This window comes from Streptococcus parasanguinis (assembly GCF_015556095.1).
Classification (GTDB): Bacteria; Bacillota; Bacilli; order Lactobacillales; family Streptococcaceae; genus Streptococcus; species Streptococcus parasanguinis_Q.
In genome coordinates, this window is sequence record NZ_JADNLT010000006.1 from 75754 (window position 1) to 98352 (window position 22599).

At 35.9% G+C, this 22599-nt stretch carries 26 protein-coding genes; 8 read left to right on the top strand and 18 right to left on the bottom strand.

The annotated features are described in order from the left end of the window. Nucleotides 1–742: 742 nt before the first annotated feature. Both I2E70_RS07430 and I2E70_RS07435 read left to right on the top strand, forming a co-directional pair. Entirely contained in the window at nucleotides 743–1024 is a 282-nt protein-coding gene (locus I2E70_RS07430) for an autorepressor SdpR family transcription factor (RefSeq protein WP_003009465.1), read from the top strand. Beyond that, nucleotides 1011–1646: an SdpI family protein gene (locus I2E70_RS07435; protein WP_195424266.1), complete on the top strand. Its 636-nt coding sequence runs from the start codon at nucleotides 1011–1013 to the stop codon at nucleotides 1644–1646. The genes I2E70_RS07430 and I2E70_RS07435 overlap by 14 nt, the downstream gene beginning before the upstream one ends. Before the next feature lie 316 nt (nucleotides 1647–1962). Here the strand turns inward: I2E70_RS07435 and I2E70_RS07440 are convergent, their stop codons facing one another. Both I2E70_RS07440 and I2E70_RS07445 read right to left on the bottom strand, forming a co-directional pair. Next, nucleotides 1963–2187: a helix-turn-helix transcriptional regulator gene (locus I2E70_RS07440; protein WP_009732004.1), complete on the bottom strand. Its 225-nt coding sequence runs from the start codon at nucleotides 2185–2187 to the stop codon at nucleotides 1963–1965. A gap of 2 nt (nucleotides 2188–2189) precedes the next feature. Beyond that, entirely contained in the window at nucleotides 2190–2786 is a 597-nt protein-coding gene (locus I2E70_RS07445; protein WP_195424268.1) for a DUF3796 domain-containing protein, read from the bottom strand. Nucleotides 2787–3736: 950 nt separating this feature from the next. Between I2E70_RS07445 and I2E70_RS07450 the strand changes: the two genes are divergently transcribed. The 4 genes from I2E70_RS07450 to I2E70_RS07465 are packed head-to-tail and all read left to right on the top strand — an operon-like array spanning nucleotide 3737 to nucleotide 6497. Continuing rightward, nucleotides 3737–3940, top strand: coding sequence for a hypothetical protein (locus I2E70_RS07450; RefSeq protein WP_003010127.1), 204 nt, complete (start codon nucleotides 3737–3739; stop codon nucleotides 3938–3940). Beyond that, nucleotides 3933–4919, top strand: a complete 987-nt coding sequence (locus I2E70_RS07455) for an ABC transporter ATP-binding protein (RefSeq protein ID WP_195424270.1) — start codon at nucleotides 3933–3935, stop codon at nucleotides 4917–4919. Before I2E70_RS07450 ends, I2E70_RS07455 begins: the two co-directional genes overlap by 8 nt. Next, the gene (locus tag I2E70_RS07460; RefSeq protein ID WP_003013825.1) at nucleotides 4916–5710 is read left to right on the top strand and encodes an ABC transporter permease; all 795 of its coding nucleotides are present in this window, start codon (nucleotides 4916–4918) and stop codon (nucleotides 5708–5710) included. The genes I2E70_RS07455 and I2E70_RS07460 overlap by 4 nt, the downstream gene beginning before the upstream one ends. 1 nt (nucleotide 5711) lies before the next feature. Then, a complete protein-coding gene (locus I2E70_RS07465) occupies nucleotides 5712–6497 on the top strand; it encodes an ABC transporter permease (protein ID WP_003013947.1) in 786 nt (261 codons plus the stop codon). Nucleotides 6498–7080: 583 nt separating this feature from the next. Here I2E70_RS07465 and I2E70_RS07470 read toward each other — a convergent pair. From I2E70_RS07470 to I2E70_RS07545, 16 genes are all read right to left on the bottom strand, one after another. Beyond that, a complete protein-coding gene (locus tag I2E70_RS07470; RefSeq protein WP_001031496.1) occupies nucleotides 7081–8346 on the bottom strand; it encodes a tyrosine-type recombinase/integrase in 1266 nt (421 codons plus the stop codon). Between the two features lie 111 nt (nucleotides 8347–8457). Further along, nucleotides 8458–8715, bottom strand: a complete 258-nt coding sequence (locus I2E70_RS07475) for a MerR family transcriptional regulator (protein WP_000339502.1) — start codon at nucleotides 8713–8715, stop codon at nucleotides 8458–8460. Between the two features lie 13 nt (nucleotides 8716–8728). Next, the gene (locus tag I2E70_RS07480) at nucleotides 8729–9841 is read right to left on the bottom strand and encodes a CHAP domain-containing protein (protein ID WP_000734464.1); all 1113 of its coding nucleotides are present in this window, start codon (nucleotides 9839–9841) and stop codon (nucleotides 8729–8731) included. Between the two features lie 16 nt (nucleotides 9842–9857). Next, entirely contained in the window at nucleotides 9858–10082 is a 225-nt protein-coding gene (locus I2E70_RS07485; RefSeq protein ID WP_001092961.1) for a hypothetical protein, read from the bottom strand. 1 nt (nucleotide 10083) lies between these two features. Further along, on the bottom strand, nucleotides 10084–11970 hold the full coding sequence (locus I2E70_RS07490; RefSeq protein WP_195424273.1) for a conjugal transfer protein: 1887 nt from the start codon (nucleotides 11968–11970) through the stop codon (nucleotides 10084–10086). Nucleotides 11971–11981: 11 nt separating this feature from the next. Further along, nucleotides 11982–14486: an ATP-binding protein gene (locus I2E70_RS07495; protein WP_195424276.1), complete on the bottom strand. Its 2505-nt coding sequence runs from the start codon at nucleotides 14484–14486 to the stop codon at nucleotides 11982–11984. A gap of 13 nt (nucleotides 14487–14499) precedes the next feature. After that, nucleotides 14500–14910, bottom strand: a complete 411-nt coding sequence (locus I2E70_RS07500) for a conjugal transfer protein (protein ID WP_195424279.1) — start codon at nucleotides 14908–14910, stop codon at nucleotides 14500–14502. Between the two features lie 2 nt (nucleotides 14911–14912). Further along, nucleotides 14913–15137 (bottom strand): TcpD family membrane protein, encoded by a 225-nt coding sequence (locus tag I2E70_RS07505; RefSeq protein ID WP_001095596.1) that lies wholly within the window; start codon nucleotides 15135–15137, stop codon nucleotides 14913–14915. Between the two features lie 9 nt (nucleotides 15138–15146). Beyond that, entirely contained in the window at nucleotides 15147–16142 is a 996-nt protein-coding gene (locus tag I2E70_RS07510; RefSeq protein WP_195424282.1) for a conjugal transfer protein, read from the bottom strand. Between the two features lie 10 nt (nucleotides 16143–16152). Next, nucleotides 16153–16710, bottom strand: coding sequence for a conjugal transfer protein (locus I2E70_RS07515; protein WP_195424285.1), 558 nt, complete (start codon nucleotides 16708–16710; stop codon nucleotides 16153–16155). 1 nt (nucleotide 16711) lies between these two features. Continuing rightward, nucleotides 16712–16945: a hypothetical protein gene (locus I2E70_RS07520; protein ID WP_006152920.1), complete on the bottom strand. Its 234-nt coding sequence runs from the start codon at nucleotides 16943–16945 to the stop codon at nucleotides 16712–16714. A gap of 14 nt (nucleotides 16946–16959) precedes the next feature. Beyond that, entirely contained in the window at nucleotides 16960–18192 is a 1233-nt protein-coding gene (locus I2E70_RS07525; RefSeq protein ID WP_195424288.1) for a replication initiation factor domain-containing protein, read from the bottom strand. A 207-nt stretch (nucleotides 18193–18399) separates the two neighbouring features. Continuing rightward, nucleotides 18400–20088 (bottom strand): FtsK/SpoIIIE domain-containing protein, encoded by a 1689-nt coding sequence (locus tag I2E70_RS07530; protein WP_195424291.1) that lies wholly within the window; start codon nucleotides 20086–20088, stop codon nucleotides 18400–18402. 13 nt (nucleotides 20089–20101) lie between these two features. Next, nucleotides 20102–20563: a conjugal transfer protein gene (locus tag I2E70_RS07535; protein WP_195424294.1), complete on the bottom strand. Its 462-nt coding sequence runs from the start codon at nucleotides 20561–20563 to the stop codon at nucleotides 20102–20104. A 21-nt stretch (nucleotides 20564–20584) separates the two neighbouring features. Then, a complete protein-coding gene (locus I2E70_RS07540; RefSeq protein ID WP_195424296.1) occupies nucleotides 20585–20881 on the bottom strand; it encodes a cytoplasmic protein in 297 nt (98 codons plus the stop codon). Nucleotides 20882–20915: 34 nt separating this feature from the next. After that, entirely contained in the window at nucleotides 20916–21098 is a 183-nt protein-coding gene (locus I2E70_RS07545) for a hypothetical protein (RefSeq protein WP_195424299.1), read from the bottom strand. Nucleotides 21099–21759: 661 nt separating this feature from the next. Here I2E70_RS07545 and I2E70_RS07550 point away from each other — a divergent pair. Both I2E70_RS07550 and I2E70_RS07555 read left to right on the top strand, forming a co-directional pair. Beyond that, complete coding sequence (locus I2E70_RS07550; protein WP_049502657.1) at nucleotides 21760–22107, top strand: helix-turn-helix domain-containing protein; 348 nt, start codon at nucleotides 21760–21762, stop codon at nucleotides 22105–22107. A gap of 57 nt (nucleotides 22108–22164) precedes the next feature. Then, nucleotides 22165–22581, top strand: coding sequence for a pyridoxamine 5'-phosphate oxidase family protein (locus I2E70_RS07555; RefSeq protein ID WP_049502658.1), 417 nt, complete (start codon nucleotides 22165–22167; stop codon nucleotides 22579–22581). The last annotated feature ends 18 nt before the right edge of the window (nucleotides 22582–22599 follow it).

Consider the following 22599-nt stretch of genomic DNA (forward strand, 5'->3'; position numbering starts at 1 on the left):
TTCTCACTCCCATAGAAAAAGCCACCGGTTTTGGTGGCTCTTATAGGGAGATTATTATGAAAAAGTTTAGGATTTTCTATCAAACAAAGTTAGGAGGTCTTTATTTGATGGTTTTATTATAAGGCGGTTTGCTTAAAGAAATCTTAAGAAAAGGTTGTGTTTAAAAAATAGGTCTTAAGTCTGACAAAATGCATTAATCATCATTCCAAACAGTAAAATTACTTATTCCATTCTAAGGAACGTAGTTCTCACTGCCGTTCGAACTGCATCCATGTACCTAAGCTCGTCTAAGCCCCTATTGGACTTGACTCACTAAGAATAGGTTAGTAATAATTGTATAACGCAGTGGTTGATTGGTATCTTTGTTCGCTCTTATAGCTCCAAAGATAACCTAATCAACTGTGCGGGGGTGAGACAACGAACAATTTTAAATAATTGTTCTGTCTCACTCCCATAGAAAAAGCCACCGGTTTTGGTGGCTCTTATAGGGAGATTATTATGAAAAAGTTTAGGATTTTCTATCAAACAAAGTTAGGAGGTCTTCATTTGATGGTTTTATTATAAGGTTGATTTCTTAAAGAAAACTTAAGAAAAGACGCTGTTTATAAGAATCGGTCTTAGGTCTGATATTTTTTTACAACAGAAACTATTTAGAATTTTTTCTAAATAGAGTTGACAAACCCATCCGAAAGTACTAGAATCTATTTAGAAAGATTTCTAAATAGATTAGAGGAGATAGAGAATGAATTTTGCGCAAACATTTAAAGCTTTATCGAATCCGATAAGAAGAAGTATCTTAGAACTGCTAAAGGCGGGGAAATTATCTGCTGGAGATATCGCTGGTCACTTTGATGTGGCAGGAGCGACCATTTCCCATCATTTAAGCCTCCTCAAGCAGGCAGATTTAATTCGAGAGGAAAAAGAGAAGAATTTTATCTACTATGAACTCAATACTTCTGTCTTGGAGGATTTAATGGTCTGGCTCGTTGATTTGAAAGGAGACTCTACTGATGAAAACGAATAAAAAACTATTGCTATTAACTTCTATGGTGATCCTTTTCCCCATGCTTTGGGGGCTGATGATTTGGTCGCAATTACCTAACCAAATCCCGATTCACTTCAATTTTGCTGGCCAGCCCAATAACTTCCAATCGAAACCCCTGGTTGTGTTTGGTCTTCCTATTTTCGATCTCATGGTGCATCTGTTTATGATCTTTATGATCGGTCGCGATTCTAAGAATAGCGCTATGAATGAAAAAATGATCAGAGCGATTTACTGGTTGACCCCAATCGTTTCCTTAAGTATCTCCTATCTCATCTATAGCAAGGCGCTTGGATCTACTACCAATCCATCTGTTTTTGTTTCGGTGTTGCTGGGTCTTATCTTTGTGATCATGGGCAATTACATGCCTAAGTTGAAAGTGAATCACACGGTTGGAATCCGTCTGCCTTGGACTTTACAGAGTGAAGATAACTGGCACAAAACCCATCGCTTGGCAGGGAAATTGTGGGTCCTCGGAGGGTTGATCCTTCTACTTGAAGCAGGCCTTCAATTCGCGCTATCTTATGTATTGGTGCTGGTCATCCTCGCCATTGTGTTTATCCCTATGATGTACTCTTATCAATTAAGTCGGAAAAATCGTTAGTATAAAAAACAACCAGAGAAGAAGCAGTCGTGAACTGTTTCTTTTCCGGTTGTTTTTGTTTGTTCATCGTTTCAAATTCAAAACATTCAGGAAAATACTTATTTTTCGGAAAGTCAAAGGTCTATCCTTTGTATGAGGAAGGTTTTATGTCTTTGGATAAGTAGACTGGATGACTAGGGGTTCCATTTTTATTTCTCTTTAAGCAATGTAAGTTAGGTATCAATGAAATAACTTCTTTATCACGACTAAAAAGGATTTTTCCTTTGGCTTCAATTCCTAATTAATCAATGAACTTAATACTAGGTCTCGAAAAGAATTATGCTTCCTCTTTCTGTCTGAGTTCAAAGAGGTCTTCTATTTTCAGATTAAAAACTTGAGCAATTTTAAGAGCCATTTCTAGCGAAGGATTGTAACGGTTATTTTCTAGGTGCAGAATTGTCTCGCGTCGCATGCCGATGAGGTCGGCTAACTCCTGCTGGGTCATGCCTGTGGACTCACGAACAGATTTGAGATTAGTAATAATCTTGCTTTCTTTGGCCATGCTTATCCTCTCCGTTCCAAGATAAGATAGACAACCGCAAAGATGAAAATCAAGGCAGATATGCTAATAAAGATCTGGCCCATGTGAAGAGTGAGAGACCCTATATACCCAATGATAACTGCTAGAATCATCAGTGCGCCTAGTATAAAAACAAACATCAAGCTAGCTGCCTTGGCTAAATTAGCATAAAAGCGTTCGTCCGGAGTTTCCTTGACATTTTTCAAACAGAAAAAACCAAATACAATCACTTCAATAACGAGACCAATTCCCAAAATCCATTCTTTAATACCAGAACTTTCGCTTGGGGTCGCAACCCAAATCCCTACTGTATAAAAAATGCTTGCTGCAAAAAAAAGTATCGTGTAAAGCTTAGCAGACAAGTCAAAAATAGTCTTCCCCTTACCTTTCTGAATCTTATGAGGCCGTGGTTTCATATGTAGCCAGCTCCATATAGCTATAATTTGACCTGACACTGAAATACCAGTAATAACTAACTTTGATCCCCAACTAAGATTAGAACCAAATAAAACAATAAAATCAATAAAGAGAGCTACGGCAATCATGGCAATGAGGCCACGCATTTTTTGACTTTTTTTCATGATAGACTCCTTTTTTATGTTATAAATATATAACACTTAAAATTTATGTTATAAATATATCACATTTAAATTTGGAAAGCAAGAATTTATGTGTCAAGGTGGCAATTATTTTAAAAATTTTTTAATTAAAGACCTCGCTAGTCAAACAACTAAAGAATTCTTTGAAGCAATGTATCGGATTTGGTTTGGATAGTTTTGAATAATATTTGATGATAAAGAATTTTTGGAAAATCTAAATACTATATGAATCTTTACTTTTTTCTTAGACAGTTATAAAGTCGATCAGAATGAACCTTGTAAATGTATAAGTTAATTCTTACAGACCTAAACTATTCCCCTGTTTAAAAAATACTGATTCAAATTTTATGAAATTAATCAGTAGATTCCGTTCTGAAAAGCCTTGATATGACGCTATTTTTAGTCCAACTGAAACCCATACTTTCCAAACCAGGTCTTAAGAAAGCTCGTAAAGCATCACAATTATCAAAACGTTAATCAACACGCTTATATCAACGTTTACAGACATTTAAGAAATTTCTCTTGGATGTCTTTTTTTGTCTAGCTAAATTTTACAAATTGGGCAATTTAGGTTACTCAATAATATAAAAAAGATAAAAATTTAAAGTTCGAATTTTAATTTTAAAAAAAGTAATTATTATTGAATATCTGTTCAAACATTTTTTCTTTTCTAAGGTTAATATAAGTATATATACTTTAAAAAAAGGAAGTCAAACATCTTGCTCATAGATTTTTGCGTTTTTAAAAAATACATTTTGTCATATAATAATGTGGAAAATTGACGGATTCCTTAAATAATCATATAATCTGAATATGTAAACCCTTACATACTATTCTACTTATACTTGATAAAATGCAAGTTCTTGAGGATCTATAAATATATAGACACTCTTCTATTTATAAAGTGAAATAAAGAATCACGGAGAAAGTTTATGGATATTAAAGAGACATTCAACCAGCTAGACAATACAAAATTTAATGATTTCAATAATCGCCTTGAAGGTTTTGAGAAACTTTTTAAAGACAAATATTATTTTACCCATCCCGAAGATTTTAGCTCAATCTTTAGCATTTTGGTAAAGTATGGAAAAAGTACAAGTAAATATATTTTATCGAAAGGAGAGATATATGAGTGAAATAGTTATTAATGCTCAGAATTTATCTAAAAATTTTTATAGTTTTGATTCAAGACTCCCATTTATCAAGAGATTTTTGAAACGTAATCAAATAACGATTCGAGCTGTTCAAGATATTAGTTTTACGATTAAGAGAGGGAGTATAGTTGGCTTTATTGGGAGTAATGGAGCTGGTAAATCCACAACGATTAAAATGTTGACTGGGACTCTTTATCCTAGTTCCGGAAAATTAGAAGTGAATGGAGAAATTCCATTTAAAAGAAGTATAAATTTTAGAAAAAAAATTTCAATAGTAGTAGGAAATAAATTACAGTTATTTCAAGATGTTTCGGCTATGGATTATTTTCAATTGATTGGTACTTTATATGAGGTAGAACCGGCGATTTTACAAGAACGAATTCAGGAATTAAGCAATTTGTTGAATGTAAAAGATCAGCTTTACCAGCAGGTCCGGACCCTCTCTCTTGGACAAAAAATGAAAATGGAGTTTATCGCGGCATCTTTAACAAGTCCGGAAATATTATTTTTAGACGAGCCTACTATAGGGTTAGATATACAGTCTAAAAAAGATATCAGAACATTTTTAAAGAAAATGAATGAAGAATGTCATACTACTATTATTTTAACGAGTCATGATATGGATGATATTTCGTCTGTTTGTGACGAATTAATCGTCATTGACAAAGGAAAAATTATTTTGCAGGAGTCAATGGATGTTATTTTATCTAAATTTTCTGATTTTAAATATTTAAAGATAAAAATGACATTAGATTTGGTACCAGAGTTATGCTCTGTTAAAGGAGTAGTAGTCATTTCTCAAACAAAATCGGAATGTATACTAAAAATACCTAGAGATTTTGTCTTTGAGACATTAGAATCAATCAATAAGCTTGTAGATATAGAAGATTTTGAAATATCAAATCTTTCTTTAGAAGAAATTATTTTACAAAACTATTTTACAAAAAAGGAGCACAATTGAAAAAAGAAATGTCTATTATTCTGATATCATTTCGATCTATTTTGAACTATAAATCAAGTGTACTATTGTTAATGTTACAGGCAAGTATACAAATTATGATATCAGTATTTTTATGGACGTATATATATCAGAGTAACCAGATAAATATAGCAGGATATGATTTTACCTCAATGGTTCAATACTATTTGGGGACTATAATTTTTTCATATTTTGTTTTTTATCCAGTTGATTGGGAAATCAATGACGATGTTCATTCAGGAAATTTTTTTAGCATATTAATAAAACCTGTTACTTTTTATAAGTATTATTTTTGTAAAATGCTTGGAGATAGGCTTGCTCATTTATTATTTATCATCATTCCTGTCATTTTATTCTCCAGTGTTTATTACAAGAATGAGTTATTAACCATTGAAATTCTTATTTTAGGAAGTATTGCAATTATTCTATCTATGGTTCTATGGTTTTTAATATCATGTTGTGTAGGTATGCTTTCTTTTTGGTTAGAAAATATATTTTTTGTCCTTACTGTTAAAGAAATAGTAATTCAGTTTTTATCAGGAATATTATTGCCTTTAAGTTTTTTTTCAAATAATTTTCGTCTGTTTTTAGATGTATTACCTTTTAAATACTTAGTATATGAACCGCTTCAGATGTTTAGTAATGATACATATAAATTAATAGATTATTTGAGAATTATTTGTATTCAATTGATTTGGTGCATCATTTTTTATATTATATCAAGATTCATATTGAGAAAAGGAGTGGAGCACTTCTCAAATGTGGGAGGATAAAATGTTTAGAATAAAAGTAATTTTTAGGCTACTTCATTTTGGTTTTAAATCTGATATGAATTTTCATTTTGACTTCTTTTGTGGTCTATTTTCGTCGATACTGTGGATTGGTTTACCTATTGTATTTTTTAGATTGATTTTCTTAAACATAGACTCTTTTAATGGTTGGGACTATTATCAAATTTTATTTTTGGTAGGTTCCTACACTATTGTAGATGGAGTTATGATGGGATTGTTAATTAGAAGTATGGGAATTTTAGAATCAGATATTTTGAGTGGTAACTTGGATCAAATTTTATTGAGGCCGTTTGATACACAGTTGTTCTATATTTTTAGATCATTTAATTTAGTTCAATTCGTGAATACTTTTTTTGGTCTTGCGATCATTTTTATAAGTTATGGAAATTTAAATGTACATTTAAATTCATTAAAAATATTATTTTATATCCTTTCTTTAATGTGTGGTTGTATTATATATTATTCAATTTGGTTTCTAATAACGATTAGTTCATTTTGGTTCCCAACTAAATTTTCAAAAGTAGATGTATTTTTGAATTATATTGGAATTTCTAAGTATCCATATAATATTTTTACAGGTATTAACAGATTGATCACTATGTTATTTGTTCCCAATTTATTAATTGCCAATCCTGCAGTATTAATATTTTTAGGGAAAGATACATTGAACCTATTTTTCTATCAAATAGTTTTTACAGTTTTTTTGATTATTATCAGTCGTACAATTTTTAGAAAAGGATTGAAAAAATATGAAAGTGCAGGAAGATAAACAATGTTGTTCAGTTATATGTTTGACTAAAGGAAGTGATTCGCTGTACTTTGTTTTGTGGTCATTGAAACATCAGATAATTATAAACTATAATTTAAAGAATAGTATTATTAACTTATAGGTGCTAAGAAAAAATTTAAAGAAATTCCCTCATTCAATCAAACTTATTCATATTTTTTAAAATAAGAAAATAGTTGGATTTTGATGATGGTTGATATAAAGCTAAACTGAAAGTACCTGAAATCCAACTGTGTCAAACCAGGTCATACGATCTGTGAGAAAAAGAACACATAACAAAAAGAGGAGCTTCACAATAAAGTTCCTCTTCTTTTATATATCCGAATCATTATTCTTATTTCAAAAAAGGTAGTGAAAAAGGTAGTGATTCGGTTGATTTATATTGCAATGTAGTGAAATTTAGAATTTCAAGAATCGCTTAAAATCAAGGTTTCTAACATCTATTGACGTGTAGTGAACCCCTATTTCACCTCTGTAAAGGTTAAATAATCAATCTGTAATCCTTGTCAAATCAAGGAGTGCAGGCTTTTGAAGTAAAAAGGTAGTGATAAAGGTAGTGATTGTATTAATCCGTGAGTTCTTGTAATTTATCCAGAAAAATATCAACTGCTTCGAATTTTTTCTTTGGTGCTAGTTCAGCATATGTATCCATAGTTGTGGTAATAGACTTATGTCCCATCCTATGTTGTAGCTCTTTCCAGTTAGTTCCGGCATTGAGCATCATAGAGGCATGTGTATGTCGGAATAGGTGAAACCCATAATTTGGTAGTCCCAATTCGATCAGTCGTTTTTTTAGAGTTGCACGCTCATTTCTATCACACATATAATTTCCATAAATCGTAGGAAATATCAATTTGGATCTTGGTAAATGATGTTCTTTAAAATAGAGATTCATTTCTTGATGAAATTCCCTTAGTCCTTCTAAAGTTGATATCGGAACAGCAACTCTACGATTACCGGCATCAGTTTTAGGAGAATTCTTACAAATAATCCCTCCTTTTTGGTTCAATTTTTTATTAGCACTTTTCCACATTAAAGTTTTATTGACAATGATTTCATTAGTTTCAAAATCAAGATCAGTAATTTCTAAAGCTAATAGTTCATTGATTCGTAGTGCTGAAGCCAGTAATGTATTACAAATGATTTTAAACCGCCGATTTGCTCTCGTGTTTGGTAGTGTGTCAAGGTAAGCTAGCCAAAGTTTTAAATCCTCATCATGAAGGACCATGATACGTTCTTTAATGGCTTTGGGTTTTGGTGGTATCTTGATTGTCTTTGCAGGATTGGTTTTCAAACCGCAATTTGTTATTCCAAAATCAAAAATATCACTCATTTTATGTGCCATTGCACCAAAATCTTTTGCACTGCCTTTCGGGGCACGTTTTTTTCCAGATTCAATTGCTTGTTTGGCTTTTTTTACTAATCGATTTAGCCATAATTGAATATCTGATGCTTCGATCTGCTCAGGTTTATAATTGCCAAATTGTGGAATGATGTAAGTATCTAAGTACCCTCGAACACGGTTTATTGTGTTTTGCGAAGATACCCAAGTTTTAAAATGGCTAAACCAAAATTCAGCTAAACTTTCAAAATTACCAATTTGGATAGTTTCTTTAATAGTTGACCCAGATTTTTCAAATTGAATTTTGGATTCAACAATTTTTCTATCTAAAGCTTTTAATGTTTTAGCAGTGATTGTTCTTGTAATTCGCTTACCAGTCTTAATATCTGTTCCGATATAAACACCTTTGATTGAATAGCTTATTTCACCGTTCTGCTTGGTAGTTTTTATAACTTTTTTATTGTTGTGTTGAATGGTTTCTTTATTCATATTGCCTCTTAATTCGGATATTTAAAAGACTAAAATAAGACCCTCACCTTCTTTTAAGATGATTTTATTTTAGCATATTCCTGAGTTGTTTGTTGCATTCCTGCTTTACTATTAAGTTGATAGAAATTTAATGATGTCTTGCCGTTTATAGTAGACTGTTCTCGTTCCTTCAATAGGTGGTTCCAGACGAGCTAGTCCTTTTCTTTCCCAACTCTTCAGCGTGTTAGGTGATATATTCAATTCTTTTAGAACTTCTTTTTGAGTTATAATTTCCAAGTGATTGGAGTTGCTTTTTTTGTCAAGAAGGTTCACCAATACTTGAAGAAGATTTTCAATTTTATCTAGTTTTACTTGTTGTAGTGCATCCATATAATTATCCTTTCTAATGTCCAATAACATAGGTAAATTGTTTGGCAGTTTCTGCATCAAATGTGCGGTAACTAATTATTCCTAACCCTTTTACATTACATTCTGAGACGAGAATTGAACCATCTGATTTGACCTGTTCCACAAATGAAATGTGTCCGTATATTGGATCAGCTCCAGCTTGTCCAGGGCTAAATGATAGAGCAGAGTGCTCTGTTGGTGTGTGGGTTGTTGTAAAGCCTGGTTTATTCATCCATTGTCCACCATTTCCCATAAATGGATCAAAGTTGACTCCGACTTGTTTTCCACGGTTGAAGACATACCAGGTACATTGTCCCCATGGATAAGTGCTTGTGATATAGCCAGTAGTGTCAATAGCTGTTGTTAGACTGTAGCCAACAGGGATATCGTTTGAAGTTACTCCTCCACCATCTCTAGTTTTTCCTGTAGTTTGTTCAGGAGCTTTTGGAGTTCCTCCATGTTCATCAATGAAGGCATCCAGTTTTTGCATGGTTTCTGCACGTCTTTTTCCGGATCCTGTAGTATCTGTGAAATAAACACCACCATCGGTAGAAGGATTTAGAGTACCATTCGCAAACTTTTTAGCCTTGTCATCTTGAATTTTGAAGGTTTGGTTTTTATTTCCAATGATGGTTTGTTGGGTTAGTCCGACAACCGCAACCTCGTCATTAAAGTTATTGGCATATTCTGGATTGGAATCATAAGCCCCAAAACCAAACATATTGGCTCCGGGATTAGTGGCTACCCCAGCAGTTCCAAGGGAACTTTCATTCAGTGCGATCGCAACGATTCCACGGACATCAAGATTAGATTTAGCTTCCCATTCGAGGAGCTTTTTTCCATTAATTCGGTTCTTATCATAGGAGATTCCTAACGTATCTAAAAAGCCGTCTAATTGCTCTGCTGTAATACCGAAGCGATGAACCAGTAGGTTGTGAGTATAGGGATCTCCATCTGACCAGTGATCCGCATAAGTCACTCCATTTTGGGATTGAGGTGAGCCATTCGTTCCACCACCTCCGACAGCCCCCATAAGGATAATGATGATGAGGACCGGTAGAAAGAGAGGAATGAGACCGGCTAATAGAAACCATTTTAGTTTTTTCATCGAATCTCCTTTCTAGTTAATGTCTTATATAAGCAGTGAACAGAACAGTCCCAAAACGCCATTTTGCATCTAAAACGACTGAATAGGACTTAGCCTGTAAGATGATTTTGTCTCTTTCTTGTTCTGATACTGGAAACAAAAGAAGGAAATCGACTGAGCGTTTTCCTTCTTGGTAGGCTTGATAAAGAGTTTCTTCAAGAACTCTTGGAAAAGCAGTTCTTGAGCGTATCTTGGTATTCATATCATTCTCCTCTAAGTTGTCTTAAGCGTTCTGTTAATCGGTCTCTTCGTTCAATATTGGTTCTCAATTTATCATCTCGTGTCATGGTTTTCCTATAAGCACGAGTGAAGGCATTCGATCCTTGAGCTTTGTACATGGCTTGAGGATCTTTATATTCCTCTAATTTGTGCTCAATACTATTAATGCGGAGCTGTTTAAATGGAGAAATCCACTCTTCTTTAAGAGTTTGAAATTCCTCGTTTGAACTTGGTGTTGGCTCTACTGTGATTGCAGATTCCATTGAAGGAGTTGGTGGTATTTTTTCTTCAACTGGTTTAATCCCTTCTAGCGTTTGCTTTGTTTTCGGAATGCTTGGTTCTGGAGCATCTGGACTTATCGGAGTCTCAAGTGTTTCTGCTGGGAGCACTTCATCAGGTTGGTGCTCTGATCCCTTATTGGTAAAGAAAGATCCGACATTTTGGAAGTGACTTTTGGCATTCATCACCATTCCGGCTCCGAAACCAGCACCTGCTAAGGCAAAATTCCCAAGATGTTGAGCAGATGAAAGACTTCTCGATGGTACTTGTGAAGCTACCTCTCTGGTCTTTGTGACCCCTTTTTCAACTTTGTTTCCAATATCATTCGCAACCATTCGAGCTTTGGATCCAAGAATGAATTGGATCAGTTCAGCTTTGTATTTCCATAGAAAGAAATATACGAGTCCCTTTGAGACGACTGAAATGAGTAGTTTAAAAACAAGGCCAAAGATAATCAAGGATGGGAGTGTTTTAAGAATGCCATCAAAGCCTGTAATGATAATGTTTTCGATCATTTTCTCAATATAGAAAACTAATAGAGTTAATAGACTTGTGATAGCTGGGAAAAGTAACCCACCAAACATGACTTTTAGAACTCCAAAAATCAAATCTTGCATTCTTGGCACAAAAGACATTAATAGCACAATTGGAAAGAGCAGGATCATCATCAGAACGAGTGTCTGAGCAATGACGTTTAACATTTGAATCAAAATAACTGGTATTGCTAATACAAAAGCTTCACAGATTTTGAAGATGACATAAAACATACGAGTAAAGATGAAATCTGGCATAGCTGAAACCCAACGGTTCTTTTCACCATCATCATTGGCTCCATTTCCAAGTTCATCTAGATATTTATTGCGATCTTTAGACTTAACTGCTTTAAAGTTTCCATTCTTATCGCCTGTTCCTAGTACCTTACTATCGTCAAAAGTTTCTTGTTTCCCATCTTGGCTGTTCTTATATTTCCCATTTTCTTGACCTGTATTGACAAAGACATAAGCTTTATAAGAGGTTTCTGCAATATAGCTATCTGCCATGGAATCACCGATTTTGATCGTCTTATTTTTTCCATATTCTACTTTAATATGAGTGATATTTTTAGTGACCTCTTTAGAGACATTATTGATTGTATCAAGCAGATAAAGACCACCAGAGGTCCCTGCAACTGTTCCAAAGTAACCAAAGCCAAGGATGAGAACTAGAAAAACATGAAGGAGTGTTCTTGAAAAGGATCCTTTGGAAAAGAAATATTGGTAAAAAAGGTAGAAAGCTAAGATCAGAAGCAACATTGAAACAAGTGAGTTCTTGGCAACTCCACTTCCATTTGAACCGATAAATCCTTTCCAGATATTCATTGCTCCATTAAATACATAGTTCTTATAGCTAGAGTAGAGATCAATTTTTTCAAGAATTCGAATCAGCAAAGAAAAGAAGCCTACCACTGCGTTTAGAATGAAAAAGAAGAAGTTGACGAAAAGCTCATTAATCAGTACCCAAGCCCCGTTAAAGGAAGCGAACCCAGTCGGCTCCATGTAGGACTTAAGAGAAAATATATCGACTCCCCTTAGTTTGTCAAAAGCTTCTTGCATGGATTCACCTCCTAACTAGCGTATTTATTTTCAAGGCTTGATGATACCGTAGCTTTCATTGGTTTTAGAAGCATATCAATATCTTCAAAGATGTTGTGTACGGAAATCATATTGAGATTGCCATACACGTCATAGTACAGGCATTGGCCAGAGATCATATTATCAATCCATTCGAGATTGCTTTCAGTGACTTCTAGATTGACATGTTTTAGGATATCTTCTCTTTCTGACTTTTCATAGAAAGCAAAGATAGTCCCAAATCCCGTTGTATCATCGTCATTTTCTGCATCATGTACAGATTGAGTAATCAGTGCCAAGGTATTATTTTTGGAGCGTCCAATCCGACGCATATTTTTGATAACGGCTTTTCCTTCTGCGGACTTCATAAGAATCCATGCTTCATCAAAGAACTCAATGGTATCTTCATTTTCATTTCGTTCTCCAAAGTGGGTACAGAAGGCACCAAGCGCAAACATGAGGGCAATAGAATTGCGTTCATGATCTGAAATTTTTGTGGAATCGTCTTTTGGTAGTTTGAGGTTATTGACCTCTAGGATAGTCACTCGTGACTCGTAGTTAAGTCCTTGAGTGGTTCCATCTGAAAAGGCTAACTCCAAGATAGAGTTTGTGACAATTGAGGTCAGGTAACGACCAACCGAAGCAATTTCAGAGGAAGTGGATTCTCTCAGCACTTTCAATACGTGTTTAAAGCCGACTTTCTCACCAGCGACCCGTTTTTCCACAATCGCATTAATAGCTTCTGTGATCGCTGTTTTCTGGTCCATTGTGACATCATCTACTGCTTGTAGTAGAAACTCAAGCATGTTTTTTGCGACCTCTACAGCTTGTTCTTTATCTAGAACGACAATAGGATCTAAGACACCGTGGTTTGATGGAAGCGAGCTATCCAGTGTCACAAAGTTAAAGTTCTCAATCTGTCTCTTTCGTTCAGGATAGAGACGTGCGAATTCAGGTGAGTTGATCACTTCTTGGTAGTGATTTCTAAGTTCACGTTTAGGGTCGATATAAAGGGTTTTAACATTTTGTAAGGCCACACTTAAAAAGATGATCTGTGCAAGGAAAGATTTTCCTTGCCCTGTTGCACCCGTGATGATGATATGCGGGTTCTTGGTAATCTTTCCAGCGATATCTTCTTTATTTCCCACTGTCGCATTGTAGAGGACAATGTTCTTTGAGGAATCAATAGCTTTAGCGATATTGTCCCAACGGCCTGTCCAGTTATCTACTCGACCGATATACCAACCAATACGGTTTCCAGAAGAGGTATTGGTGAAGGGCATGAGTTCTGAGAATCCGCGAGCTGTGACCATATGCGTCCAGGTGCGAGTTTTCTTTTGAAGATTTTCTCCATAGAGTAGAGCTTGAAAGAGATAAGGTCCGTCTTGAGAAGCTTCACTGATTTCAACGCCCATATCATCAAAATAGTTTAAAACCACTTGTCGTCTTTGTCGGAGTTGGTTCACACTAGAAGCAGAGACGATAAGATAGGCTCCGTATTCGATGATATCTTCCTTGTTTCCGACTTTCTTCATTAAGTCCTTTAGGGAGATAGAACCCATGATGATCTCGTCTTGTTGGACAGTATCGGTATTTTCTGCCTCTTCCATAATGTTTCTGTAACGTGTATTCGATCGTCCCATTCGACCTTTGATCTTACCGGTATCAATGAATTCTGCCTTGATTCGTAGTTCAACGGGGAAGTTCAAACGTTGGATAAATTCGCCAAGATGAAAACCGTTGAATTGAACAGGAAATTTACCAACCGGAAGAATCGTCACAAAAGAAGATCCATAAGGGCTTTCTAGCTTGAGAAAGCCACCTTTTAGGACTTTGATCAAGGTATCTGTGATATTGAATTGAGCACGATTGGCGAGCACCTCCTTCTTGTAATGAGGAATATAGCGGAGATATTGCATCCGCTGGTAATAAAAGAGTTCTTCATTAGATAAACGTTTTGCCCGAAGGACAGAGAAGGCTTGAAAAATAGTGAATTCATCACTTTTATAGTCTTCATACCATGTGGGACTTAATTCATATTCATAGCCAAGGCCCTTAGCTATTTTTTCGGTGAACTCATTAAAGCTCTCATAAGCCAAGTCTTTGACGGTAGCTCCATGATTTTGTTTGCGTAAGGTCACTCCCACGACCCAGTCAAACTGATAAGGAATCTCCATTTCATCTGTTAGGCGATCTACCGTGTAAAGAAGTAGTTCTTCTCCTAGTTCACGACTGTCATCTGCTAGAGCGTCTGAGAAGTCCCGCATTTTCTCTTCTAAGAGATAGTCTTTAGGGATCAGAGATATTTCAAAGAACTTGTTTTTCTGGAGCTTCTTCATCATTTGAGCAACAGCGATTTTATGTTTGCCTTTTTTTTCATCATCTGTAATCGTGATGGGAGTGTTTGGAATACGATAATAAGCAATGACTGTTTGATCTTTTTTGAGAGCTAGATTTTCATGTGTTTCCCTAATAGGATAGGTTAAAGTAATACTCATAGGTCCTCCTTTTCTATAGATTTGTTTTTTCAAAGACAATTTCTTCTACAGGTTCTATTCGATCTTCATGGTAGATAGGTTTTTTGTTTAGCTTAAAATACCAGAAGTAAATCAGGTAATCTCCAATAAAGACGTGCATCTTTTTACCGTGAGGCTCGTATTCAGTATAGAATTTAGCCAATTTGTAAGGGAGATACCAATAGAGTAAGAGAGAAATTGAGTGAGTGATTTTTGCGAGTGGCACAAAGATAAATCCTCCAAAGAGTAACATGGCCACAAAGACGATGATAAAGACAATGAAAAAGGACAACTGCATCGGTGTCGCAAAGTACCATAGTCGAGTGCCCTTTTTTGTCTTGATTTCTTGGATCCAATAAGGAGCATTTAGGCCCTTACTGTAATCATAAAGTCTTTCTTCATTCATACTTAAAGTCCTGATTCAATACCGAAGAGTCGTAGGAACCAGCCGACTGCTTTTAGGATATCTTGTCCTTTCGCAATTGAAACAATAACGGCATAGAAACCAACGACAGAGAAGAGTTGAAGCCAAGAGCTGTTCCGCCAAGCCTTGATCGCTAAGAGCACGGCAATAGCTGTCAGGATCCAAATTCCATCACCCTGAAGGAAGGTTCGTAGATTGTTTGTATTCATAGAGTTCTCCTATTCTTTATCATTTGCATAATTCAGTGGAATGGTGTGTTCTAGTTTTGAGACATAGTAGGTCTTTTCTTTTTCTGAGAGAGTAAAGGTGAAGTTTTCCGAGTGAGTGGTACCTCCAACTTCAAAGGTAGCTTGGACATAAGCGATTAAATCATCACCGTCCTGTTTGAGATAAGTGTAGTCGATCGTTTTGAAAGTGCTATTTGCGATGATATCCACATTTTTAGCGATCAGATTAAGATTATCTTGGTTTGTGGTGTAGTTTGTAAAGAAGATCTTGAGGAATTTTTCTACCTTCTTACGCTCGCTATCTGAAAAATGATCATTGGCAGTTAGTTGGAGCTTATCATCTTCGCTAAAGTGGCCAGCTTGTGAAGATTCAATAGCAGAGAACCAAGGAAGGCCGGAGATATAGTATTTCCCATCTTTTTCATCAAATGGAATATTGAAACCTGTCACAATTTCTTTTTCTTCTGTGTTATTATCCCGATGGATGCTTTCCTTGTATTTAATCTTATAGGTCGCAACTTTCCCTTCTACAGTCACTAACTGAGAATAGAGAAGTGTGCTGGAATTTCGAACTTGCCCTTGAGATTTTACATCAGGGATGTAGTTGTAAAATTTATTTAAGTATTCTACTTGCGCCTTTTGTTTTTCACCTTCATTAGAAAGTGTGAAATAAGCATAGACATAGTCATTCAAGTAATACTGGAGTTTATAGTCATATTTTCTACTCGACTCCGTAGGCTGTGTCTGTTGCTTTTGAGTGGCCTCTACTTGTGCTTGTAGTGTACCTACCTTATTTGAGAGTGTGATAGCACGGATAGATCCCAAGAAACCAACAAAAAGGAGGAAAGAAATTCCTCCTATGACGGCGATATTGACTGTCTTTTTATTGGTGACTTTTAGCTTTGGTGGGCCTCCTTTTTTCTCCACCTTTTTAAAGTGTGAGAGATATTCTTTTGCTTGAAGCAAGTAGCGTTTAGCTTTATCCATAGGTCCTCCTTTAGAGACCAGCAAGCTCAATGAGCTTGGATCCTTTTGCATAGAGGCGCTTATTGGCTTTTTCGATTTCGCCATTAATGTAATAGTAGCCTCGCAACTCAGTTTGGAGTTGTTCGATCAGGTCAGGTTTTAGATCCTTGGCTTCTTCTTTTTTAAGGAGACTATTTAATTCTCCAGCCTTGGTCCAAGCCTCTCTGTGATCTTTCTTTTTAAGTAATTCTCCCAGTTCATTCGTGACTTGAGAGACTTTCTTTTCAAAAATAGTTTTAGTGGCCATTTCAATTTCCTTTCTAAATGTTTCTTGATTGTCTTTGATGGTCTTTTGGATATAAGTAATGAGTGAGGGACGCATTTTTTTATTTACGCTCAACACTTGACCATCTAGCATGAAACAGGCATGTTCATAGTTATAGAACCCTCTACTATCTGGAAGATCTTCTGTACATCTGCCTGCACATTCATAGTAGAAGTCCTTGCCTTTTCGTAAGAGAATGTACAAATGCCAGAATTCTTGTTCTGGAAGAAGCAGAAAGTCTGCTTGATAAATCTTCTTCAGCATCTCAAGAAGCCTCAAGTAGGTCATCGTAGCCTAGAGCTTGGTAGATAAAATCTGAATCAAACCAGAGCCAGTCATTGATTTGTACTTCGGTTGGCGTGTCACCAGAGAAGATATCCTCACAAATGACGGTTAGAGTATCTACTCCACCACGTTCACGGACAGTGTTCAAGGTGGTTAGTCCACCAGACCAAGCTTTAAAGTTTTCTAGTGAATTGATTTGAACTTTGTATTCCATATAGTTTTTCCTTTCTAGTGTTCATAGTGTTTATTGGCTTTGAGAAGTCGTAACATGGCTTTTCCTCGATCAGTGATCTCTCCGCTATTCTGAATCATTTTCATGTATTCTGTTTGGAGGATCTTGTCTGCTTCAGTGACTAGTGCAAGGGAGTTCGCAACTTGATAGGTCAGCCAGCGAATCGTTCGCTCAATACTGTATGGTTGTGGGTTAGTTGAAAGTTTTAAGGGTTCGACTCCTCCAAAGAAACGTTGCCATTTTTCATCGGGTTTATAGGCTCCAAATCGAGTGAGACCATCATAGACTTGGATTTCTTTGTTTATGATGCCTCGTGCGATTTCTCCGAGATCTACACCGTTGATATATTCCTCCACAATACCTTGAGCTTTCTGATCTGAAAATCGCAATTCATAGCGATTCCAGATACCAAAAATCTCCAAGGATTCGTCTAAGGAGATGTTTTCCATTCGAGCTATTTCATAGCGCTTTTCATAAAAGTTGAAGTAGAGTTGACTTTGACGGCTCCCAAAGTAAATGGACAAGCCGTGATTCGCTTCCATGTCTTCATTATCTGTGAAAGATCCACCACCCGTGATATTCCATTTCTTGATCGTATCTAGAACAATCTCTTTGGAATAGAGTTTATCAATCAATTTAGGAATTTGAATTTGTTCGTCCTCGTGACCATAACCCTTATAAAGTTCATCCAGAGCAATATCGAGACGCTTCACCCGAACATCTTCATAGGAATAAAGAATATTTTGAAGAAATATCTGCCAAGTGATTCCCTTGTCTTCTAGAAGCAATTCCAACTCACGGCATCCTTGACCGGATAGTTGAAGACAAGTTTGGTAGTCATTGGTCACAGACTTATCAAAGAAATCAAAAATCCAGATGTTTCCTCGTTGCCATAAGTGGGTATAATTCATGAGACGGGTTTCTTGGTCTGTAAATTCGCTAAGGTGGCAGTGAAGAAAGTTTTCACAAAAAGCATCTAAATCTTTTAATCGAGGAAAGGTCAATCGGAGATAGTCGATCTGAGCCCGAAGACTGTTTTTATCGCAGTCTTGATAGTAACCGAGTCTTTCTTTTAGTTCTCTAAACTTATCAATCGTCAGTCCTCTTTCGCCTGTTTCATAAGAGCGGTAGGTTCTTGTAGGTAGATCAACAGCTTGTGCAAATGCTTTTTGACTCAGTCCTGTTTGTTTTCTGAAATTCTTAATATGAAAAGGACTAATTTTGTCCATTCATCGCAACACCTCTTTCTAACAAAGTGACACACTTTTTTGATGAAAGTGACACACTTCATAAAATTTGAAAACCCAACTCCCATAAGGAATGAGGAGGGGTGGACTTGGCGTTTTTGCCAAATGTAACCCCCCTATTAGAAAACGGGGGTTGAAGTTTCATCATGGCCTAGAAACTTCGGGCTACGGTCTGCGCCTGACCTGCGGTCAGGCTTGCCCTTGCCCTTGTCCTAGCCCATGATGAACAATCGTCGCTTCAACTGCTTTTGGATAAGACCTGCGTCCTCCCTCTTCAAATTGAGCGAGGATTTCAAGAAGAAGTTTTTCTTGAAAAGGATCCACTAGAATAGCGGATACAGTCCGTTCAAAGATGATCCCTTGTTCTGTTAATAGATAGATAATCTTGCGTAAGGTTGGCATTTTAAGATTTTGTTCGTCTGCGAATTCTTTGAGTGGTCTCTTGTTTGATTCGTTTTCTATAGCCTCCTCTTCCTCTATAGGATCAATTGTTTCAACTGGTGGTTTATATTCTTCAAATACTGAGAATTCTTCTCCTTCAAACTCCATAATCGGAATGTTAGAGTAGGCATCGTAGAAGGAAAAGCCTTGATCAAGCGGTACATAAGGAGAAAAAAATTCCCCAGCCAGCTCACCATTATTTGCGATATAGCCCCGTCCTTTGACCTTGACTCCATTGATTTCATCCAGCTTTTTGAACTCTTTGGTTTTATTAGCATCTCCAAACATCATGTCATATCCTGTTGATTCTAAATGACCGACGGAGAGACGCTTCATAAAGTTATCCCGAAGAGCTGTTTTGATAAATTCACCATCAGGCCGTTGCATAGCAAAGATGATGAAGACACCAGCTTGACGACCTTCTAGAACTAATTGTGAGAGATATTCCATCAGTTCTGACTGTTGGCTATAATCTCGATCGATCTTTGCCATAAGCGCTGCCCACTCATCCACTAGAATGAATTTGGGTTTCATGTCATAGTGAGTAAAGTTCTTCCCAGCTTGGAATTTTGGCGAAGTAGACATTAGTTCATAGCGTTTTTCCATGAACTCTACATTCTCTTTAAAACAGTTGATGATACCTTCCTTACTAGTGTAAACCCGACCATGAAAGACTGTAATTTTCTTTAATCCAGCAAGGTCCGAATTCTTTGGATCACAGATATCAACAAAGCCAATTTTAGCTAGTGCATAGATTATGGTCATGAGAACAACTGTTTTTCCTCCACCTGTTCCACCGCCAATGAGAAGATGAGGTTCTTCAATATAATCCCAAGATACATCTTTCATGAGCTGGAGTTTGGATCCCTTGACTTTTACTTCATCGATGGTGATTCGGCTATCAATTCGGTTAATAGCAATTTCATATTTGATAAAGCGGTTATCAAAGGTTTTATTACGAAAGTCCCCGTTAAACATGACTTCAAGCGTAGCTCCAAGGTTGAGGAAGCGATCTTGAAATTTATTACCTTCTAGAATGAAACTCACTTCAATCTTGTAGCGAGACTGTTTGATATACACTTGAGGCAAGGTGATTTTTTCAATGATCTTGTTTTCACGTCTAACCTTTTTAACCAAATAGAGGTTATTCTCGAGTAAGAAACGAGAGAGTATTCGAAGACTATTGAGCTTTTGAAAGAAGAGTACCTTCCTGTAGCAAACCCGATTGATAAACCAAGAGAAGATTAAAGAAAAGAGAAGCCCAGCTCCTAGAAAATATCCTTGAGGTAAGGGATGGACTTTTAATTCTTCTAGATGTAAGTAGCTGTAGTAACTAATAGCCAACAAAAAAGGAAACCACCAGATAAACCATGTGATTCCCTTTAGTTTACGATGAAAAACTCGAACTCTTTTTCCCCGATAGGTAAAGAGTTTCATCCTGCATCACCTCCTAGTTTTCTTTCTTATTTTCTACGGGTTTGTTTTCTTTAGTCGGTGCGACTCCAGTTTTTTTCTTGATTTTAGAAGCAAAGAGCTTATAGATATCATTACGATTGACGTGAGTATGTGTGATAACAATATCTTCTAGTTCAACCTCTTCTCGGTATTTAATGCCTAGGTCTTCAATTTCAGACTCAGACATATCTGCGATAGTGAAAAAGAGGGTTTCGTGCTGGACAGAAGAATGAATTCCTACAACAATTCCACGGATCTCACCTGTATTGACTTGGACAAATGATCCATCAGGATTTCGTTGTGAGCGATCCACTTCAAAGATGATATCAGGGCCTTCAATGCCTCGGAAAGTCAGTTTTCCAAGGACTGCCGGGACATCTAGCCCGTCTGTAATGACACGATAAGTCTTGTCAGCAATTTGTAGTTTTTCTCCGTAGTTTAATCCAATTTTAGCCATGTGATTTTCTCCTTTACTTTCTTATTTTTTAATGACCAATTTTTCCGCAAAGACATTGAGATAAGGTGCAACAGTATTGCCATTTAAAGCAGTGTCTGGGAAAAAGATTGGGTTAACCACTTCTACTAGAGAATCTTCTGGAAAGACCGTTGTAGAAGCTGGTGTGATGACATGAAAAGCGCCGTGCTCTGCGCTGTTTAAAATGTGACGTTGGTATTTGCCTTCTTTTCTAAAAATAGATTTAGGAGCATCTCCTAAACGTTCATAGTAAGCAGGGCCAATAAATTCTGGTTTCATTTTAAGTGTTTCTGAGATCATAAGATTTTCCTTTCTGAGTGTAAAATAAAAAGAGTTAAGCTAGTTGCTTCACTCTTGAGTAATAGTGTGTAAAAATTTTGCGTTTATACATGCGACTATAGAATTGAATATCCCCATGAGCATAGCCATTTCTACGAGCATCTTGAGCCAGATGATCTAGATCCAGTTGAGCTTGAGCATAGAGTTTAGCCTGTAGTTTATCTGATTCACTAAACATACCATAGGTGAATTCATAGTTATCATAGAGTCGTTTACATTGTAGTGCGAAAAAAGTTTGTCATATTTTTCTCCTTTATTGTAATAAGTAAAAAAGCTACTAAGTGAAAAAAGGAAAGAACTTAGTAGCTTGAGAGTAGGTCTATCTTAGTAGATAGACAGCAGTAAAGAAAAGTTATTTGGTTGGAAAGATCCCTCTTTCCACGGTGGCAACGTTTAGCAAGGTGCTTTGCATCAATTACCATCGCTTTCCCAGCCAATCTCATTGGGGAGTCATTATCATACCCTTAAGATTCTCTTACGCCCTTTGGCGAAGCTAGTTCACTTTACTATTCGGAAAAGTGCGAAAGTCCGAAATGCGTGGAAGCCCACAAGAATGGAATCTTGTTTTCTATCTTCACTTCAACCATAAAACGGACTTGACTTTTCTTATCAAAACATTTACAATAAAGGTACGAAGTTTATGTGTTGTTCTGATGATCAGTCCTCTGGTTGTCAGACGCACTTTTTATTTAATTGTCAATGATCATAATGCCGATAGTTAGGCGTTATTATTTTTAAAACCAATATAACTTCCGGCTATATTTTATATTATATAACCATTGGTTATATTTGTCAAGAGATTATTTGAAATTAATACAAAAAAATTTTAGAGGTTTAAAATGGAATTTTCGGAACGATTAAAAAACCTTAGAAAACAAGCACATCTTACACAAGTCGATGTAGCTGAAAAACTAGGAATTTCGCAACCAGCTTATGCTTCATGGGAACGTGGAGCTAAAAAACCAACACAAGATAATTTAGTCAAGATTGCACAAGTTTTAAATGTATCAATTGATTATTTAGTTGGTAATTCGGATGAACATCTAAAAGAAGACGAGTTAGATAATGTAGAACTTCTTTTCCGTATGAATTCAAATGGTCTAACCGAAGAAGAAAAGGCTATTTTCAAGAAAGAGTTGATCGAGTTTATGGAAAAGAGAAAAAAAGCATTTGAAAAAAATAAGTAAACAAAAAATTAGCTTTTTTGTTCGATAACTTCATTGATTAAAAGGAGTGTTTTATAAATGGATGTAAAAAAAGAATTTTTGAAAATAATGTCAGAACAAAAAGAAATTGCCTTAGCGACATCTGTAAACAATATTCCAAATGTAAGAATAGTAAATTTTGTTTTTGATTCAACCAATAATATACTCTACTTCTCATCTTTCAAAGGTAATGATAAGATTAAGGAAATGGAATCAAACTCTCATATTGCATTTACTACAATTCCACACTCTGGAAATGAACACGTAAAAGCTAAGGGCTTAGTTCAAAAAAGTACCAAAACTATTTTTGAAGTAGCGGACCAGTTTATTGCTAAAGTACCAGGTTACAAAAATACTATTGAATTTGCAGGGGAATCTTTAGTTTTATTTGAAATACGATTTGATACTGCGATCGTTACCAAAGATCTAGAAACAATACAAACTATAGAACTTTAAATTAAAGTTCCAAAAATG

Coding starts and splice junctions, on each gene's coding strand:
- I2E70_RS07430 (WP_003009465.1), top strand. CDS start 743: ATGAATTTTGCGCAAACATTTAAAGCTTTATCGAATCCGATAAGAAGA.
- I2E70_RS07435 (WP_195424266.1), top strand. CDS start 1,011: ATGAAAACGAATAAAAAACTATTGCTATTAACTTCTATGGTGATCCTT.
- I2E70_RS07440 (WP_009732004.1), bottom strand. CDS start 2,187: ATGGCCAAAGAAAGCAAGATTATTACTAATCTCAAATCTGTTCGTGAG.
- I2E70_RS07445 (WP_195424268.1), bottom strand. CDS start 2,786: ATGAAAAAAAGTCAAAAAATGCGTGGCCTCATTGCCATGATTGCCGTA.
- I2E70_RS07450 (WP_003010127.1), top strand. CDS start 3,737: ATGGATATTAAAGAGACATTCAACCAGCTAGACAATACAAAATTTAAT.
- I2E70_RS07455 (WP_195424270.1), top strand. CDS start 3,933: ATGAGTGAAATAGTTATTAATGCTCAGAATTTATCTAAAAATTTTTAT.
- I2E70_RS07465 (WP_003013947.1), top strand. CDS start 5,712: ATGTTTAGAATAAAAGTAATTTTTAGGCTACTTCATTTTGGTTTTAAA.
- I2E70_RS07470 (WP_001031496.1), bottom strand. CDS start 8,346: ATGAATAAAGAAACCATTCAACACAACAATAAAAAAGTTATAAAAACT.
- I2E70_RS07475 (WP_000339502.1), bottom strand. CDS start 8,715: ATGGATGCACTACAACAAGTAAAACTAGATAAAATTGAAAATCTTCTT.
- I2E70_RS07480 (WP_000734464.1), bottom strand. CDS start 9,841: ATGAAAAAACTAAAATGGTTTCTATTAGCCGGTCTCATTCCTCTCTTT.
- I2E70_RS07485 (WP_001092961.1), bottom strand. CDS start 10,082: ATGAATACCAAGATACGCTCAAGAACTGCTTTTCCAAGAGTTCTTGAA.
- I2E70_RS07490 (WP_195424273.1), bottom strand. CDS start 11,970: ATGCAAGAAGCTTTTGACAAACTAAGGGGAGTCGATATATTTTCTCTT.
- I2E70_RS07495 (WP_195424276.1), bottom strand. CDS start 14,486: ATGAGTATTACTTTAACCTATCCTATTAGGGAAACACATGAAAATCTA.
- I2E70_RS07500 (WP_195424279.1), bottom strand. CDS start 14,910: ATGAATGAAGAAAGACTTTATGATTACAGTAAGGGCCTAAATGCTCCT.
- I2E70_RS07505 (WP_001095596.1), bottom strand. CDS start 15,137: ATGAATACAAACAATCTACGAACCTTCCTTCAGGGTGATGGAATTTGG.
- I2E70_RS07510 (WP_195424282.1), bottom strand. CDS start 16,142: ATGGATAAAGCTAAACGCTACTTGCTTCAAGCAAAAGAATATCTCTCA.
- I2E70_RS07515 (WP_195424285.1), bottom strand. CDS start 16,710: ATGCTGAAGAAGATTTATCAAGCAGACTTTCTGCTTCTTCCAGAACAA.
- I2E70_RS07520 (WP_006152920.1), bottom strand. CDS start 16,945: ATGGAATACAAAGTTCAAATCAATTCACTAGAAAACTTTAAAGCTTGG.
- I2E70_RS07525 (WP_195424288.1), bottom strand. CDS start 18,192: ATGGACAAAATTAGTCCTTTTCATATTAAGAATTTCAGAAAACAAACA.
- I2E70_RS07530 (WP_195424291.1), bottom strand. CDS start 20,088: ATGAAACTCTTTACCTATCGGGGAAAAAGAGTTCGAGTTTTTCATCGT.
- I2E70_RS07535 (WP_195424294.1), bottom strand. CDS start 20,563: ATGGCTAAAATTGGATTAAACTACGGAGAAAAACTACAAATTGCTGAC.
- I2E70_RS07540 (WP_195424296.1), bottom strand. CDS start 20,881: ATGATCTCAGAAACACTTAAAATGAAACCAGAATTTATTGGCCCTGCT.
- I2E70_RS07545 (WP_195424299.1), bottom strand. CDS start 21,098: ATGTTTAGTGAATCAGATAAACTACAGGCTAAACTCTATGCTCAAGCT.
- I2E70_RS07550 (WP_049502657.1), top strand. CDS start 21,760: ATGGAATTTTCGGAACGATTAAAAAACCTTAGAAAACAAGCACATCTT.
- I2E70_RS07555 (WP_049502658.1), top strand. CDS start 22,165: ATGGATGTAAAAAAAGAATTTTTGAAAATAATGTCAGAACAAAAAGAA.